Genomic DNA, 18,588 nt, shown 5'->3' with positions numbered 1-18,588 from the left:
AGCTAGTATTTAGAGCTTATCTTTTAATTGCTTCGTGCTCTGCAGTTACTGCAATTTCTTCTTCTAACGCTTTTTCTTCAGAGTGGTGAGAGTCTTCTGCACCGTGCATCCAATCAACAAGCTTGTCTGCCATAAAGTAAAGGATAACGCCAGAAAGAGCCGCAGTAATAGCGATACCAGAGAAGATAGACATTGCGTTAGCCAATTGCTCTTCGGTTTCACCACCATGGCCGATAAATGAACCGACAACACCGGCGATTTTGTTAGCCGCAGCAACAAACAGGAACCATGCACCCATCATTAGAGATGCAATACGCAGTGGAGCCAGTTTAGTGACCATTGAAAGGCCAATTGGAGAGAGACATAACTCACCCATGGTATGGAAGAAGTAGGCTCCCACTAACCACCACATGCTTGATTTAGCATTGGCGTCGCCACCCATTTCTAATACCGCACCGATCATGAATAGGAAACCGATACCAAGTAGGATTAGACCTAAAGCAAACTTCACTGGTGAGTTAGGCTCATTTTTTCCTAAACGAACCCAGATAGAAGCAACAACAGGTGCAAAAATCACGATGAACATAGCGTTCAATGATTGGAACCAAGTTGTTGGTACTTCCCATGTACCGATCATGCGGTCGGTAAATTCGTTAGTGAATAGGTTCATCAAACCACCGGCTTGCTCGAAACCAGCCCAGAAGATGATGGTAAATAGACCCATGATCATGATTACTTTGATACGATCACGTTCAACCTTAGTTAAAGGCTCTTTACGGACTTCGCCTCTGGCTGCTTCATTTTCTTTTTCAAGTTTAGCAGCAGGAACACGACCAATATCACCTAATAATTTTTGTGCATAGAAGAACTGAATGATCAAAGAGATAATCATACCGATACCGGCGCAGATAAAGCCAGCTTGGAAGTTACCATCAAAATATGCAACTACAGAACCAACAATAATCCCCGAAAGGAACGCACCTACGTTGATACCCATGTAGAAGATGGTAAATGCACCATCACGGCGATGGTCGCCTTCTTCATATAGGTCACCTACCATAGTTGAGATGTTTGGCTTAAATAGGCCGTTACCTAAAATAAGAATACCTAGGCCAAGATAGAAAACCTCAGTTTCCATGCCTTGAACCCAAGCGTGTGGGGTACCTAAAATGAATTGACCCGCGGCCATTAAAGCACCACCAATCATGATGGCTTTACGCTGACCAAGGTAAGTATCGGCTAACCAGCCACCGATAAGAGGCGTTAAATAAACGAGACCGGTAAAGGTACCGTAAAGAGAAATCGCATCGGCCTGAGTCCAACCTAGACCATGACCACCTTGATTTTTAACCGCGTCGACTAGGTATAAAACCAAAATCGCTCGCATCGCGTAATAACTGAATCGTTCCCATAATTCTGTTGTAAACAACAGGAACAATCCCTTGGGATGCCCGAGCATTGTCCCTTGAGGTTTTGCTGCGCTCATTGTAAGTATTCCACCTTCGCTTGTGATTGCCTACATAAAACTATGTAGAAAATATATATGATTACAATTTTATCAATATCTTACGGGCAACGAGTTGAACCTGTCTCCATGCAATTATTTTTACAATGAAGCTAAGGTTAAATCCCAATCGTGCACTGAAGAATTTGTTATTTTTTATATATAGCTAACTAATAATAATAAAGCTCACCTTATATACCCTCTAAAGTTACTAAAAGTCAATTTACAGCGGGTAAGTGGGTAGTTAATAAACAGTGTTGTAGGTGATTGTGTGAGTTTGATAACGCTTGCTATCGACCTGACTGTATGTAAATTGAACTCAATGGGATTTACCTTCAGAAAAAGTTTAACCGCTGGCAAAAGTTGTTTCCAAACAACATAAGTCTTTGTTATGATTTTGGCGTGAATTGGATGTCACCTGTTTGTTCTTGAACTTTAAATGCATTTCAAGAATATTTCAGTGTCTTACGAGTATTCCTTCCTCTAATTTGTAAGACAAAAGTGGTTCCTATCGTTTTTTGATGGTTAAAACTAGGCGCTTAAGGAAAGTATGAAATCTTGGTATCTTTTGTATTGCAAACCTCGTGGTGAAACTAGGGCGCAAGATAATTTGAAGTTACAGCAGATAGAAACCTATCTTCCTATGCACGCTCAGCAGGTTACCAAGGCTGGAAAAACTAGCGTAAAACGCTCTCCATTATTTCCCTGTTATCTGTTCATTCATTTTGATCCTGAACAAACCAGTGTCAGTCGTATTCATTCGACTCGCGGTGTTTCGCGTATTGTTGGCTGTAAAGAACAGATGACACCTATCGATGACAGTATTATTCATTCGATCCGTATGCAGGAGCATAAGTTGCTCAATAATTTTCAGTTGAGCGATTTTGAACCTTCACAAGCAGTACAGCCCAAACTTGCACAAGGCGATAAGGTCGTCTTTGTCGATGGTCCTTTTGCCGAGCTTGAGGGGATTTTTGCCGAGCAAAGCGGCGAGAAGCGCTGCCATATTTTATTTGAGATTATGGGACAGCAAAAAAGGGTCACGGTCGATAAGGCATCTATAAAGCTTAAAGACAGCTAAATTCTGTTACAAAAATAGCATTAGGCGTAATATAAACGATTGTTGTGGGGAAATGATGTTGTGGGGTTTAATAGCCAGCAGTGATTTTGAATCGCAAATAGTGCAAGATATGACTTTCACAGCTAGAGCATAGTTTTATGTGAGTCTTTCTTTAATGTTCTCAGGTGGTTGATAATAAAGTTATTTTTTTGTTTGGGGTATTATTGAGCAGTGTTTGTAACGTTATTCCAGTACAATGCATCATCATTTTGTTTTGAATGCGAGAGATTCACTGTAAGTCAGAAGATTAATTTAGTTTGAAAATTGATTAATGATTCAATCTAAATTTATTTTTTTAATAAAATTAGTGAGTTCTATTAAAGAACGGGCATGTTGGGAGCCGCAACCTATGGGCGGTAGCGTGTCCGAAAGCAAATTGTCAGGAACAATTGCTAACAGCTTTAGCTGATCCTTAGGGCGAAATACAGGACGTATTGAGTAAGGTCATTGAATTAAACTTCTTATTAAATAAGAGTATTCGTTAAGCGCAAGCCGCAAATATTCGTCTGGAACGAATATTAACAGCGAATGCTGGCCTATAGGTGAAGTACAGGACGTACTGAATAAGGCCTCTGGCCGCCACGCGATAAAAGTGTCTGGAACATTTTAAATTGCTTCAGCAAGCCCGAAGGGTGGCGTACATAGATGTAAGGAATAATCGGTAGCGTGTCCGAAAGCAAATTAAACCTCAGTGCTTATAGCTTACAATTTACATCTTAATTAATAACTTAAAACCTTCTTATCATTTCTGACTTTGATTTAATCAACGGAGTGTATCGGTGTTTCAACAAACCCCAAAATTCATAATAATGGCAGTTGCAGCCCTATCTATGGTGGTGCCTCAAGCCCAAGCGATCACCCCATCACCGCAAATGATAGAGCAATTTAAAAACCTTCCCGCTTCCGAGCAGCAGCGATTAGCCAAGCAGTATGGCATTGATCCGTCAGTATTAGGTGGCTCGAACAACTCACAGCAAAATCTCGAAAATCCTCAGCTTGTCCAGCCTCGGGTAACTAATGAAGTTGTCGACCACTCAAAGGACGCCGAAAACGAATTCAATTTTGCTCAAGATAAACAGAAATCAGAGTTGAAACGCTTTGGTTATGAACTCTTTCAAGGCGAGCCAACCACCTTTGCGCCTGTTTCAGATGTACCAGTACCTAGTGAATACCTGGTTGGCCCAGGTGATCGCATCAAAGTGCAGTTGTTTGGTAAGGAAAGCAAAGAGTTCGATTTGATGATTAATCGTGATGGTACGATTCAATTTCCAGATTTAGGCCCTATCGTCGTTGCAGGACTGAGTTTTGCTGAACTGCGAGAAACACTCAGCCAACGTATTCAAAAGCAAATGATCGGCATTGAGTCCAACATCACTATGGGTGAGTTGCGTTCGATTCGAATCTTTATCGCCGGCGATGCTTATAAGCCAGGCTCTTATACGGTTTCCAGTTTATCGACCATTACCCAAGCACTATTTGTCGCTGGCGGTGTGAATGAAATTGGCTCACTTCGCGATATACAGGTAAAGCGAAATGGTAAGCTTGTTGGCAGCATGGACCTTTACGACTTACTCATGCGCGGTGATGCTTCTGGGGATATTCGCTTACGTTCAGGTGACGTAGTGTTTATTCCGTCTGTTGGTGGTTTAGTTAGCATCGATGGCGAAGTGCGTCGTCCAGCGATTTATGAATTAAAGGCCAATGAAACGGTTGATGATATTGTTAAAATGGCTGCAGGAGTCAAACCTGGTTCTTATCCTAAAAGTAGCAGTATTGAGCGTTATAACAACAATGGCCTTCGTGGGATCGTTAATGTTGATTTAACCTCGGCAGCAGGTAAGGCAACTAAGGCTCAAGCTGGTGATTTTATTCGAGTTAAAAATGCATCGAGTCGGTTTGAAGATGCAATAACAGTTGTCGGTGCTGTAGTTCGTCCAGGTCGTTATCAATGGTCAGAAGGGCAAAAAATAAGTGATTTGCTTCCATCTATTTGGGGCGATTTAGCCATTTCTGCCGATTTAAACTACGCGATAATTATTCGAGAACTTAATCGATATGGTGACATCGAAGTCTTACAATTTGCACCTGCTAAAGCCATTGGTGATAAATTGGTCGAGCAAGACTTAACGCTGCAGCCGAGAGATAAGTTAATGTTTTTTAACTATAGCGATGAGTCTGTGAGTCGTTATGAACTTAATAAATTAGTTAAAGAGCGATTGGAGAAAATAACCTCGTTAACAAGTGACAGTTTAATTGGCAATGATCTGTTTGGTGCAGGGTTTGCTGAACTAGACAAGATGAAGCTGCTAAAACGCAATAACATAGCAGGGATTGTCGTTACAGAAAGTGATGATGAGACTGAAACCGATGTACTAAAGCAAGAAGAGAGTGAATTAGTCTCATCTGAAGTCAAAAAAATGCTGACTAACTTGTTTGATGATAAAGAATTAATCAAATTAAGTAATGTAATGGGGCGTAACGAACTGCTTTACCCCATCATCGAAAAGTTAACTGTTCAAGCCAATGCTAAATCAGGTGCTCCGGTTGTTGCAATCAATGGTAAAGTGCGTCACCCAGGCATTTATCCATTAGCCAAAAAAGCCAAAATTAGTGATTTGGTCTTGGCGGCTGGAGGTTTATTGGAGGGCGCGTATTCTGCACGTGCTGAGCTAACCAGTACCGTGCTAGAGGGTGAATACTCAACGGTTAAACATACCGACATAAATCTAAAAGCCGCATTGTCAGGACAAGTAGAGAGTAATGAAACGCTTCAATCTCGCGATATTCTTACCGTTATGACAACGCCAGACTGGCAAGAAAATAAAACGGTAGAGATCCGCGGGGAAGTGAAGTTCCCAGGGATCTATAACATTCGCCGTGGGGAAAAGCTTTCAGACGTGATAGCTCGCGCAGGTGGTTTTACCCAGTACGCATTTTTGCCGTCATCGGTATTTGTGCGTGAATCAGTTCGACAACAAGAACAGATTGAAATTAAAAAATTGGCCGATCAATTGCGTCGTGATATCGCCACCCGTGGTGTATCAAAAGATGGCAACGTGGTCAATTACAGCGACGCACAATTGATGTTGAAAGATTTAGAAAATATTAAAGCTGTGGGTCGATTAGTTGTCGATTTGCCCGCCATTTCAGTAGGCATTGAACAGGCGGATTTACAACTAGAGAATCAAGATATTCTTTACGTCCCTTCCACTAAAGAAACGATTTCGGTGATGGGTGAAGTTCAGCATGCAGCCACACATCGATTTAAGGAAGGGCTAACGTTTGAACAGTACTTGGCGATGTCTGGTGGGGTTCGAAAACGTGCCGATGATGATCGAACTTATATTATCAAAGCCAATGGTTCAGTAATGATGCCGAGTCGTTCAATGTGGTTTAGCAGCGCTGCAGAATTAAGCCCTGGCGATACCATTATTGTTCCACTTGATACCGAATATAAAGATAGTCTGACGTTGTGGACACAAGTTACAGGAATTATTTATAACACAGCCGTTGCTATCTCCGCGATTTCCGGTATTTAAATATAGTACTCTTAAGTAAAGGACAGTTGGTTAGACAGCCTTTACTTTAATGATAATGAATAGAGACACATAATTAATGTCTAAAGAAATAAATACATATCAAGCAGATATTGGATTTCAAACAACACAGGATGATGAAATCGACCTGCGAGAGTTATTTAGCGTTATTTGGCAAGGTAAATTGTTGATTATTGCGATTACTGCTGTATTTGCTATTGGTTCAGTTGTTTTTGCTATTTTACAGCCGAATATTTATAAGTCTGAAGCGCTATTAGCGCCAGCAAGTGAAGAGCAGGGCGGTGGCGGATTGGCTGCTCTTGCTGGACAGTTTGGTGGTTTAGCATCAATGGCCGGTATAAATCTGGGCGGCGGTGGTGGTGTAGATAAAACCCAAATGGCGATTGAAGTGATGAAATCGCGTCAATTTGCTAGTGATTTTATTCAACAACACCAAATACTTCCCGAATTGATGGCCGCAGAAAAATGGAACATGGCCGATAATACCATTAGCTATAATGAAGCGATTTTTGATGCTTCTGCGAAGAAATGGGTCCGAGAAGTAAAAGCGCCATTTAAGCCCGAGCCTTCGATGCAGGAAGCATATAAAAAATTCAGCAAAGTCATTAGTGTTGATTCCGCTAAAGATACCGGAATGGTGACGGTTTCTGTTGAACATCTGTCACCTTATATTGCTCAGCAATGGGTCACTTGGTTAGTTGAAGATATTAACAAGGTGATGAAAGAGCGTGATGTTGCTGAAGCTAATCGCAGCAGTGACTTCTTAAACAAACAGATAGCGCAAACCAATGTTGCTGATATTCGTCAGGTACTTTACAAGCTTATTGAAGAGCAGGCTAAAACTATCATGTTTGCAAATGTGCGTGATGAATATGTTTTTAAAACAATTGATCCAGCATTAGTACCTGAAGAAAAAGCTAAACCAAAGCGTGCTCTAATTTGTGTTTTAGGCACCATGCTTGGTGGTATGTTAGGTGTTATGTTTGTCTTCATACGTCACTTTGTACGTAAAGAAGATTAGGCTTATGCAAAAAGTGTAAGGGCCTATTGGGACCGTTTTCAGAAAAACAGCTGGAAAACAGTAAAACCTCGGGTTTACAAGGGATAGCGCTTACTTAGAAACAAGAGCGAGTGTCTCAACATGGACGAACAGTGGCTCAGCTAGGTTTAAAAGGCTGAGATGAAAATGTGAAATACAGCGATTTGAATATAGTTAAATCGTCAGAAAAAGGCCAGATGTAATGACAAAAAAGAAAGTGCTTACCGTTTTTGGAACTCGTCCAGAAGCAATTAAAATGGCTCCTCTAGTTCATGCTTTTGCATCCGATGACCGTTTTGAAGCAAAGTGTTGTGTAACAGCCCAACATAGAGAAATGCTCGATCAAGTCCTCGAATTGTTCGAAATAACACCTGATTACGACCTTGATTTGATGAAAGCGGGGCAGACACTTAATGATGTCACCGCTGGTATTATTCAAAAATTAAAACCAGTCCTCCAAGAATTTAAGCCAGATGTTGTGCTTGTGCATGGTGATACAGCAACCACTTTTGCAGCGAGTCTTGCCGCTTACTATGAACAAATTGCAGTAGGGCACGTAGAGGCAGGCCTGCGTACTGGTAATATTTACTCTCCTTGGCCAGAAGAAGCAAACCGCCGCTTGACGGGAGTGTTGACAAAGTATCATTTCGCCCCGACAGAAACCTCTAAGCAGAATCTTCTCAAAGAAAACTTTGATCCAAGCAACATCATAGTGACAGGTAATACTGTTATCGATGCGTTATTGATGGTGAAAGACAAAATTGACTCAGACACAGACCTTAACAATACGATAGCCGAACAGTTTCCTTTCTTAGATGAAGACAAAAAGTTGATATTGGTCACAGGTCATCGCAGGGAAAGTTTTGGTGGTGGATTTGAGCGAATTTGTGAAGCGTTGGCAACTGTAGCGAGAATCCACTCTGACGTACAAATCCTATATCCAATGCATTTGAACCCTAACGTAAGAGAGCCAGTAAATCGTATCTTAGGTGATATAGACAATATTTTGTTGATCGAGCCTCAGCAATATCTTCCTTTCATTTACCTCATGGACAGGGCGCATATTATTCTTACGGATTCTGGCGGAATTCAGGAAGAAGCCCCTTCTTTGGGTAAGCCAGTTTTAGTTATGCGGGACACTACAGAGCGTCCAGAAGCCGTTGAGGCAGGGACTGTTAAGTTGGTTGGTACTGATGTTAAACAAATAGTGTTTAACTTGAATGACCTACTGAGTGATACTGATGCATATCAAAAGATGAGTTATGCGCACAACCCTTATGGTGATGGTAAAGCATGCCAAAGAATTTTAGAAGAATTAGTTAAATAAGTAATTAGGAATAAAAATGTCATTTGAAACGATTTCAGTCATTGGGCTTGGTTATATCGGTTTACCTACTGCTGCAATGTTTGCATCTCGCAAAAACAAGGTAATTGGTGTTGATGTTAATCAACACGCGGTAGATACAATCAATCAAGGTAAAATTCATATTGTAGAACCTGATTTAGATATGATTGTACATTCAGCTGTAACTGAAGGCTATTTAAAGGCCGTAACGACTGCTGAACCAGCGGATGCATTCCTTATTGCAGTGCCTACACCATTTCTACCATGTGAAGAAGGCCAGATCCCTGAGCCCGACTTAAGCTATATACAATCTGCTTGTAATGGAATTGCACCAGTATTGAAAAAAGGCGATTTAGTGATTTTAGAATCTACATCCCCAGTAGGTGCGACAGAGCAAGTTTCAGAGTGGTTGGCTAATGCTCGTCCTGATTTATCTTTCCCACAAAAAGCTGGTACTGAAGCTGATGTAAATGTGGCTCATTGCCCTGAACGTGTTTTGCCTGGTCATGTGGTCCGTGAACTTGTTGAAAACGATCGCGTTATTGGTGGTATGTCAGCACGTTGTTCTGAGCGTTCCGTTGAGCTCTATAAAACATTTGTTCAGGGCGAATGTGTTATAACTAATGCCCGCACAGCAGAAATGGCTAAGCTAACTGAAAATAGTTGTCGTGATGTACAGATTGCATTTGCTAATGAGCTATCGGTTATTTGCGATAAATTAGATATTGACGTATGGGAGCTGATTGCATTAGCTAATCGTCATCCACGTATCAATATTTTGCAACCTGGACCTGGTGTTGGTGGTCATTGTATTGCTGTTGACCCATGGTTTATTGTTTCGAAAACACCAGAAGAAGCTCGACTTATTCATACAGCAAGGAAGGTTAATGACTCTAAACCTGAATGGGTAATTAATAAAGTTAAGTTAGCCATTACGGACTTTTTACAAGCAAACCCAACTAAGACCGCGAGTGAAGTGACTATCGCATGTTATGGCTTGGCTTTTAAGCCGGACATTGATGACTTACGTGAAAGTCCTGCTTTGGCTATTGCTAAGAATATATCTGAAATGCATGTAGGAAAAACTTTAGTCGTAGAACCAAATATTATATCACTCCCTAGCTCACTAAATAGAGTTGACTTGGTGGAGTTAGCAAAGGCAAATGAAGCTGCAGATATACATGTTATGCTGGTTGATCATAAAGAGTTTAGAGTAAAACAAGAGTTGACAGGTATCGCTATTGACACAAAAGGTATTTGGTGATTTTTAAAAGACACATTGTTTTTTAAATAAAATGAGCAACCTATTTATATTGGGAGCTCATTTTTACATATGTGGCTTAGAATATAATTAGGTGATTCTTGAACTTAGTAAAAACATCATTACTTAGCTTTTTAGCAACAGCTATTAAACTAATTGCTGGTTTGGTAATTAATAAAGCAATATCATTGTTCATTGGACCTTCCGGATTAGCACTTATTGGACAATTTCGTAATTCAACTACACTAATTAGCAAATTGTCTCAGGGAGCTATAAATACTGGTGTGGTGAAGTATACATCGGAATACCGTAATTCATCTGAATATTGTACTAGATTATGGAGTACATCGTTAAAAATAACTGCTTTTTCTTCAGTGTTAGTTGGGCTTGGGTTGACTATTTTTGCTTCTTATTGGTCTAGTTATATATTCAAGACACAAGAGTATTCGTATGTTTTTGTTCTTTTTGGTTGTACTTCTATATTGTTTTCTATAAATCAACTGCTTCTTTCTATTCTTAATGGATTGAAAGATATAAAAACATATATCTCATCTCAAATGATTCAAAGTGTTTATAGTCTTATATTTACAACTTTGCTTATATACTTATATCAACTCGATGGGGCATTAATTGCGTTAGTTACTAATCAGTCTGTTATTTTTATTGTTATCTTGTGGAAATTGAGAAATCACAAAGAAATTTTCTTTGAGAGGTTTATAGCTTCACTAGACATACAAATGTCTAAGAGATTGTTTAAGTATTCACTTATGGCATTGGTTTCAGCCTCTGTTGTTCCAATCTCCCAGATATTGATACGAAATTTTGTTTCTGAATCATTGGGCTGGGATTACGCTGGGTACTGGCAAGCGATGGTATATATATCAAATATGTACTTAATGGTTATAACTACAGCTTTATCGACATATTATCTCCCTAGGTTGTCAGAAATTAATGACAAGAATGAACTAAGGGAAGAACTTATAAATGGTTATCGAATAATTTTACCTTTAGTATCAATGTTATCATTGTTAATGTTTTTTTTAAAAGATTTTATTTTGATAATATTATTCACTGAAGAGTTCAAGCCAATGCTTTTATTGTTTAAATGGCAGTTAGTTGGAGATGTTCTTAAAATTTCCTCTTGGTTGTTAGCTTATCTAATGTTAGCCAAAGCGATGACTAAAGTTTTTGTTATAACCGAGATATTTTTTGCGACAACTCTTGTCTTATTTTCATTTGTATTTGTCTATCTGTATGGCTTTGTTGGTTTGAGTTATGCCTTTGCACTTAATTACATGATATATCTTATAGTAATGATGTGTATCATGAAGAAGAAATTATATTAATGGATTTGTATGGAAATTTTAGTTACTGGCGGTGCTGGCTTTATCGGTTCGGCTGTTATTCGCTATATTATTAACAACACCAATGATAGTGTGGTAAATTTAGATAAGTTGACCTATGCTGGTAACCTTGAATCTTTAGCTTCTGTAGATCAGAGTGAGCGTTATGCTTTTGAGCAGGCGGATATCTGTGATCGTACAGAGTTAGATCGCATTTTTGCCCAATACCAGCCCGATGCCGTTATGCACCTAGCAGCTGAATCACACGTTGATCGTTCAATTACCGGTTCTGATGAATTTATTCAAACTAATATTGTTGGCACTTATACCCTCCTTGAAGCTGCACGTCATTACTGGAATCAGTTAGAAGACGCTGAGAAATCAGCGTTTCGCTTCCACCACATTTCAACTGATGAAGTCTATGGCGATTTACCTCATCCTGATGAGCAAGCTGGCGATTTACCTCTGTTTACCGAAACTACGCCTTATGCACCGAGTAGCCCTTACTCTGCATCGAAAGCATCAAGTGATCATTTAGTGCGAGCTTGGCTACGCACCTATGGTTTTCCAACAATCGTGACTAACTGCTCTAACAACTACGGCACATTCCACTTCCCTGAAAAACTGATTCCTCTCGTTATTCTCAATGCACTGGAAGGGAAGCCACTGCCAATTTATGGCAAAGGCGACCAAATTCGCGATTGGTTGTTTGTCGAGGATCACGCTCGTGCGCTCTACAAAGTCGTGACCGAAGGTAAAGTGGGTGAGACCTACAACATTGGTGGCCACAACGAGAAGCAAAACCTTGAAGTAGTACAAACTATTTGTTCAATTTTGGATGAGTTAGTGCCGAAAGCGAGCTCCTATGCTGAGCAAATCACTTACGTGCAAGATCGTCCAGGCCACGACCGCCGCTATGCCATTGACGCCACCAAAATGAGTGCAGAGCTTGATTGGCAGCCAGAAGAGACATTTGAAACTGGCCTGCGAAAAACAGTGCAATGGTATCTTGATAATCAAGCGTGGTGCCAGCGCGTACAAGATGGCTCATATCAACGCGAGCGTTTAGGTACGATTGAAGCAGCAGAGGGAAACCAATAATGAAAGGGATCGTTCTTGCCGGTGGTTCGGGTACTCGCCTTTATCCTATTACCAAAGGTGTGTCCAAGCAGCTTCTGCCTGTGTATGACAAACCTATGATCTACTACCCGATTTCTGTGCTAATGCTAGCGGGTATTCGAGACATTTTAATCATAACTACCCCAGAAGATCAGTCGTCATTTCAGCGATTGCTCGGTGACGGTAATGAGTTTGGTATTTCACTTCAATATGCGGTTCAAGAAAGTCCAGATGGTTTGGCGCAGGCATTCCTAATCGCTGAAGAGTTTATCGGTGATAGCAGCGTGTGCCTTGCGTTAGGGGATAATATCTTCTGGGGACAAGGATTCTCACCCATTCTAAAACGAGCCGCTCAGCGTACTTCAGGTGCTACCGTATTTGGTTACCAAGTGAAAGATCCAGAACGTTTCGGCGTGGTCGCATTTGAAGAGAATCAAAAAGCGGTAAGTATTGAAGAAAAACCAACTGAGCCGAAGTCCAACTTTGCGGTAACGGGACTCTATTTTTATGATAACCGTGTGGTAGAAATCGCTAAAAAAGTCGAGCCGTCAGAACGCGGTGAGTTAGAGATCACGAGCATTAACCAAGCCTACTTAGAGCTGGGTGAACTGAATGTTGAGTTGCTTGGCCGGGGTTTTGCGTGGCTAGATACGGGAACTCATGAGAGTTTGCTTGAAGCTGCTATGTTTGTCGAGACAATTGAAAAGCGGCAGGGGTATAAAATTGCGTGTTTGGAAGAGATCTCTTGGCGTAATGACTGGATGAGCAATGAACAAGTATTAAATGTTGCCGAACAACTGTCTAAAAATAGCTATGGTCAGTATTTAAAAACGTTGCTGAGGAATGAAAAGTGAGCTTGATTAAGTTAATAGATTTTCCGCAATTGGGAGACTCTCGTGGTTCACTCGTCGCATTAGAGGGAAAAAATCAGGTCCCATTTGATATTAAGCGTGTATATTACATATTTGGTACGAAAGAAGGTGTCGCTCGTGGATTTCATGCGCATAAAGCACTGAAGCAAGTCGCAGTATGCATATCTGGGAGTTGCAAAATGGTGATGGATAATGGCAGAGAGAAACAAGAAGTCATTCTTGATAATCCTTCGCAAGGCTTGCTAATCGATGTTATGCAATGGCATGAAATGTATGACTTTAGCCATGACTGTGTGCTACTAGTCTTAGCCAATGACGTGTACGACGAAGCAGATTATATTCGAGATTATTCTACTTTTTTAGAGAGTGTAAAATAATGCCTTTTATTCACCCTCTTAGTGATGTTCAAAGCCTAACCATTGGCAAAGGTTCGCGGGTTTGGCAATTTTCTGTCGTTCTTAAAGGCGCAGTGATCGGTGATGGCTGTAATATCTGTGCACATACATTGGTCGAAAATGATGTTGTGATAGGGAGTAATGTGACCATTAAATCAGGTGTCTATCTATGGGACGGAATAACCATTGAGGATAATGTATTTATTGGTCCGTGCGTCGCGTTTACTAATGATAAAATGCCGCGCTCTAAAGTATACCCTGAGCAATTTTTAAGAACAGTTATAAAGTCAGGCGCATCTATTGGGGCCAATGCAACCATTTTGCCAGGCATTATATTAGGTGAGCACTGCATGGTCGGTGCCGGAGCGGTTGTAACCAAAGATGTTCCTGCTAATGCTGTAGTGTTTGGCAACCCTGCCCGAATTATCAGATATATTGAGTAAGTACTAATGATCCCATTTTTAGATTTAAGAGAAATTAATCAACAATATGCAAAAGAACTGAAAAGTGCTTGCGCCCGAGTTATTGATTCTGGGTGGTATATTTTAGGTAGCGAAGTTGAAGCTTTTGAACGAGAATTTGCTGAATATTGCGGCTCTAACCACTCTATAGGCGTGGCAAACGGTCTAGATGCATTATCACTTGTATTAAGAGCTTGGAAAGAAATGGGTAAGTTGAAAGACGGAGATGAAGTAATTGTCCCCTCTAACACTTATATAGCATCAATTCTTTGTATTTCTGAAAATAACTTAACTCCTGTTCTTGTTGAGCCCGATATTGATACATTTAATTTAACAGCTAACTCAATAGAATCAAAATTAAATGATAAAACTAGAGTTATTTTACCAGTTCATTTGTATGGTAAAATTTGTCCAATGAAAGATATTATGATTTTGGCAAAAAAATATGACTTACTAGTTTTAGAAGATTGCGCTCAAGCTCATGGCGCATCTATCGATGGAAAAAAATCGGGGTCTTGGGGGGATGCTGGTGCATTTAGTTTTTATCCAGGTAAAAACTTAGGTGCATTGGGTGATGCTGGAGCTGTTACTACTAATGATGATAAATTGAAAGACGTTATTTTAGCCCTTAGAAATTACGGTTCTCATGAGAAATATAAAAATAAGTATAAAGGGATAAATAGCCGTCTTGATGAGATCCAGGCAGCAATGCTGCGTGTTAAACTAAGTTATTTAGATAAGGAAATTGAAGCGCGTCGGAAAGTAGCAAATGCTTATCTTTCGGGGATAAGCAATAGAAAAATTCAATTACCAAGCGTAGGAAATGAAGAAGAACATGTTTGGCATTTATTTGTAGTTAGAACTGAACATAGAAAAGATTTACAACAATACCTTAAGGATAATGATATTCAAACTTTAATTCATTATCCAACGCCACCGCATATGCAAGAAGCTTATAACGAGTGGTGTATTCATTCTTATCCAATTAGTGAAATAATCCATCAACAAGTTTTGAGTATACCTATGAGCCCTAACTTATTAAATTATGATGTTCAGTCGGTCATCGATATGCTTAATTTATGGAGTGACTGATGGCTATTGTATTCTTTTATCCAACTATAAATAAAAAGCTAGGAGGAGCTCAAAGGTTAATAATAACCTTGGCAAAGTGTTTTAATGATAGAAATATTGATATAAAAATAATAGACCACCGTACTGGATATTGTAGTTCATTTATTAGTGATCTTGAGAATGTAGAATTTTTAAACTATTCAACAGAAGCTGAACTTAAGAAATTACTACATAAATTATCTATTAACGATACATTAATCGTATTTAATACAATGTATGAGAAAATAAGGTATTATAATGGTATTAATTGCAAGTTACTTTTTTGGGATTTATTGCATTCAAGTATGCGAGGATTGTTTTCTACTAGATTAGGAGATATCCCTTATATATCGCATAAAGATCGTGCTACCTTATTCAAAAGGCTTTGCGAATCTAATGCACTAATCACGTTAGATACTGAAGGGAAGAAGTGGATAAGAAATAATTGTAATGAAAGTATTCCACTTATCCCGTTGCCGATCACAAAACCAAATCCTATAAATCTTGATGATTCCATAATTAGAAATGCGGTTACTTATGTGGGCAGAGCTACATTTTGGAAAGTCACACCGATAGCAAAAGTAATGGAAGACATGTATTACAATGATGTTCTATTATCATTTAATATTTATACAGACGACCGAATCGCTTTTGAGTCAGGTTTGAAAAAACTTCTGGACGAACGTCTATATCAGCATTATAAGAATAATATAAGATATTATGAGAATTATATTATGGAAGATATATATGAGCTTTCAAAAAATGATTTAATACATTTTGGTATGGCTAGTGTTGCTATTGAGTTTGCATTCCAAGGCTTTTTTACTGTAAATTTAGATTGCTCTTTAGATAAGTTTCCTAGTGATTATCAGTATCGTTATCTTTTTGAATGTGGTATTGAGGGTAGTATATGCCAAACTTTGAATTATACGAATGACTTTATTTATAGGGACAAGGGAAAAAAAATCAGTGAAGTGTATAAGGATTCAGTGGATACCGTAACTAGAAGTAAGATCATATATATGTCCAAAAAATATGCAGAAAAACATCATTCAGTAGATTCTATAGTTGATTCATTGATTTATTATTCAAATCACACGTCATTAAACTCACAACATTATTTTCAATTTTTGGAAGGTTTAACTTCTATCAAGTTGTTGAATTTAAAAGATTGGATGTTCAAAAATAAGTCCTTTTTTTGAAAGTACTGAAGGATTAATATATAAGCCATTAACAGTAGAGAATTATAAGACTCATGCCTTTGCTTAACTATTATTTGGATATAGTAGTAATGTTGTATTGGAAGAAATATTCCATTAATTTTATTTTTGTCGTACTTTGGCGGAGGTACGTGTGATTGTTCATGAAAGAGTAATATTGAACAAAAGTTTTTTATTTGTATTGCTACTTTTTTCTGGTGCTATATTTCTTCCTTATAAGTTATACTTTGGTAACGGACTCCCGGTACAGATAATAAATGTCGTTGTTATTTTTAGTATTTTATCAACTAGAAAAGTAAATACATTCAGTGTAGTTATTCCAATCCTTTTTAGCTGCTATCTATTATTTCTATCTGTTTTATCTTCATATCAAGATTTTTCTCTTAGTATATTGATTGACTATATTCGATTTGGCCTTTTATCCTATTTTTTATATTTAGATTCTGACGATGAAAAAATAATTAATTATGGGTACAAACTTTCTTTGATTGCTTTTTTAGCTATCCTATTTTCTCTTTGTTTTTTTGGTGTTGGGAGGGAGCAGGGTGAGTTTAATTATATGACCTTTGGGAATTATATGGCTCTTTCCTCTTTGTTCTTTACTATATACATCTTTCTAGGAAGGAATATAATATTCAACCTTACGTTATTGGTTGTGGCCTTTGTCTTAATATTGATTTTCGGGAATAGAGGAAGCCTTTTGGTTGTTTTTTCGATGTTTATTATTTGTTTGTTGTTTAATGATGCTTTTACTTTTAAAAAATATTTAAGCCTGCTCTTTCTTATGTCTATTTTTGTCATTTTTTATTTTCACATTGAAGAGATCGCTTTGCTAATAAAGTCTTTGATGACCGACTTAGGATATTACTCATATAGTATAATAAAAATAACAAATGTTATTTTAGGTGATGAGACTATATCGTCATCTTCATCTGGGAGAGATGTTATTTATAATATGATATATAATGATATATTAAATGGCGGAATAAAACTATATGGTATTGACTATGTTTATACGGTATCAAAAGGTGAGTTTTTTTATTCTCATAATATTTTTCTTGACATTTTATTAATGTTCGGTATTTTTGGGGTAGGGATTATATTTTTAATTTCAATCATGTTTTTTACATTTATAACTTTCTGTAAAAATAAATACAAAAAGTTATTGTTTTTATGTTTTTTCTCTTTTTCTTTTACCAAATTATCATTTAGCAGTACTTTTTTAATAGAACCTACTTTTTGGATTTTCCTATCTGTGGGTTTTTCTATGCTTAAGTTGAAAATAGATAGAAAAGTATTTTTTAACAAAACCATAGCAGGAAAAACTCATAAGCATGCCCGGATTTAAGAGGGTTTTGGTGTAGCGGGTTCTTAATCTTTGACTGTAATTAGATAGCCCAGTCGCAGAATAATCATTAATCGGATTATCAATTTGTAGATTATTTTCAGTGTTTTTAAATACCTCCATAGATAAGTTGGAGTTCAAACAATGAGTAACCAGCTCCCATTTATGCATCTCGATATCATCCCAGATTACCTACAACAAAGGTAAAGTTGAGCACAAGCTAACTGATATCATTTTGTTAACGATTTGTGCAGTGCTTTCTGGTCAAGATGATTGGAAAGCGATCCATTTGTACGGTGAAGCTCGGTTGGATTTCTTAAACCGACTCGGCGGCTGTAAAAATGCTTTATTGAATGGATGAAAGATTGCTGTGAGCTTACGCAAGGTGAGGTTATTGCTATTGATGGTAAAACCGTTAGAGGCTCGTATGATGACTCTCGAGGGTTAGGTGCCATTCATATGGTAAATGCTTTTGCGACGGCTTGAGTCTCGGCCAGCGTAAAGTGTATGAGAAGTCTAATGGGGTCACTGCTATTCCTGGGTTACTGGAACTACTTGAAATATCGGGTTGTTTAGTCACTATTGATGCGATGGGTTGTTAGAAGAAAATTGCTCAAAAAATACTAGATAAGAATGCTGGTTACTTGCTTGCTGTCAAAGGAAATCAAGGTCGATTGGAACAAGCCTTCGATAACTATTTCGATATGAGTATTGGTAAGCCCCTAGAACAGTAGACACTTCATAGAGTTATAATGAACCAAAAATATGAGGTGTTACATGCGCGGAAAACGTTATCCAGATGAGTTCAAAATTGAAGCTGTCAAACAAGTCACGGAACGTGGTTATAAAATCACTGATGTCAAACAAGTCACGGAACGTGGTTATAAAATCACTGAT

At 38.5% G+C, this 18,588-nt stretch carries 14 protein-coding genes and 1 pseudogene; 14 read left to right on the top strand and 1 reads right to left on the bottom strand.

The annotated features are described in order from the left end of the window. Positions 1-16: 16 nt before the first annotated feature. The gene (locus tag L1D21_RS09185; protein ID WP_239844960.1) at positions 17-1,486 is read right to left on the bottom strand and encodes a peptide MFS transporter; all 1,470 of its coding nucleotides are present in this window, start codon (positions 1,484-1,486) and stop codon (positions 17-19) included. Between the two features lie 568 nt (positions 1,487-2,054). On the opposite strand from L1D21_RS09185, the gene rfaH reads away from it, so the two are divergent. The 14 genes and pseudogenes from rfaH to L1D21_RS09115 all read left to right on the top strand — a co-directional run. Beyond that, positions 2,055-2,585, top strand: coding sequence for a transcription/translation regulatory transformer protein RfaH (gene rfaH / locus L1D21_RS09180; RefSeq protein WP_239844959.1), 531 nt, complete (start codon positions 2,055-2,057; stop codon positions 2,583-2,585). An 818-nt stretch (positions 2,586-3,403) separates the two neighbouring features. Continuing rightward, positions 3,404-6,163 carry an SLBB domain-containing protein gene (locus L1D21_RS09175; protein ID WP_239844958.1) on the top strand — a complete coding sequence of 920 codons (2,760 nt, stop codon included), beginning with the start codon at positions 3,404-3,406 and terminating at the stop codon, positions 6,161-6,163. 76 nt (positions 6,164-6,239) lie between these two features. Beyond that, a complete protein-coding gene (locus L1D21_RS09170) occupies positions 6,240-7,202 on the top strand; it encodes a Wzz/FepE/Etk N-terminal domain-containing protein (protein ID WP_239844957.1) in 963 nt (320 codons plus the stop codon). A gap of 220 nt (positions 7,203-7,422) precedes the next feature. Continuing rightward, positions 7,423-8,547, top strand: a complete 1,125-nt coding sequence (gene wecB, locus L1D21_RS09165) for a UDP-N-acetylglucosamine 2-epimerase (non-hydrolyzing) (RefSeq protein ID WP_239844956.1) — start codon at positions 7,423-7,425, stop codon at positions 8,545-8,547. A 16-nt stretch (positions 8,548-8,563) separates the two neighbouring features. Continuing rightward, positions 8,564-9,829 (top strand): UDP-N-acetyl-D-mannosamine dehydrogenase, encoded by a 1,266-nt coding sequence (wecC, locus tag L1D21_RS09160; RefSeq protein WP_239844955.1) that lies wholly within the window; start codon positions 8,564-8,566, stop codon positions 9,827-9,829. A 98-nt stretch (positions 9,830-9,927) separates the two neighbouring features. Then, the gene (locus tag L1D21_RS09155) at positions 9,928-11,172 is read left to right on the top strand and encodes an O-antigen translocase (protein ID WP_239844954.1); all 1,245 of its coding nucleotides are present in this window, start codon (positions 9,928-9,930) and stop codon (positions 11,170-11,172) included. Between the two features lie 9 nt (positions 11,173-11,181). Beyond that, entirely contained in the window at positions 11,182-12,270 is a 1,089-nt protein-coding gene (gene rfbB / locus L1D21_RS09150) for a dTDP-glucose 4,6-dehydratase (protein WP_239844953.1), read from the top strand. Continuing rightward, complete coding sequence (gene rfbA / locus L1D21_RS09145; protein WP_239844952.1) at positions 12,270-13,142, top strand: glucose-1-phosphate thymidylyltransferase RfbA; 873 nt, start codon at positions 12,270-12,272, stop codon at positions 13,140-13,142. Before rfbB ends, rfbA begins: the two co-directional genes overlap by 1 nt. Next, entirely contained in the window at positions 13,139-13,537 is a 399-nt protein-coding gene (locus L1D21_RS09140; protein WP_239844951.1) for an FdtA/QdtA family cupin domain-containing protein, read from the top strand. Before rfbA ends, L1D21_RS09140 begins: the two co-directional genes overlap by 4 nt. After that, on the top strand, positions 13,537-13,998 hold the full coding sequence (locus L1D21_RS09135) for an acyltransferase (protein WP_239844950.1): 462 nt from the start codon (positions 13,537-13,539) through the stop codon (positions 13,996-13,998). The genes L1D21_RS09140 and L1D21_RS09135 overlap by 1 nt, the downstream gene beginning before the upstream one ends. 6 nt (positions 13,999-14,004) lie before the next feature. Next, on the top strand, positions 14,005-15,108 hold the full coding sequence (locus L1D21_RS09130; RefSeq protein WP_239844949.1) for a DegT/DnrJ/EryC1/StrS family aminotransferase: 1,104 nt from the start codon (positions 14,005-14,007) through the stop codon (positions 15,106-15,108). After that, a complete protein-coding gene (locus L1D21_RS09125; RefSeq protein ID WP_239844948.1) occupies positions 15,108-16,328 on the top strand; it encodes a hypothetical protein in 1,221 nt (406 codons plus the stop codon). Before L1D21_RS09130 ends, L1D21_RS09125 begins: the two co-directional genes overlap by 1 nt. A 151-nt stretch (positions 16,329-16,479) precedes the next feature. Continuing rightward, positions 16,480-17,694, top strand: coding sequence for an O-antigen polymerase (locus L1D21_RS09120; RefSeq protein WP_239844947.1), 1,215 nt, complete (start codon positions 16,480-16,482; stop codon positions 17,692-17,694). 141 nt (positions 17,695-17,835) lie between these two features. Beyond that, positions 17,836-18,392 (top strand): annotated as a pseudogene (locus tag L1D21_RS09115) (ISAs1 family transposase); the annotation flags it as partial. Positions 18,393-18,588: the final 196 nt, after the last annotated feature.

It is taken from the genome of Shewanella sp. Isolate11, from assembly GCF_022398315.1.
GTDB lineage: Bacteria > Pseudomonadota > Gammaproteobacteria > Enterobacterales > Shewanellaceae > Shewanella.
The sequence above is the reverse complement of the archived record's forward strand: the minus strand, read 5'-3'. Positions and strand labels throughout refer to the sequence as shown.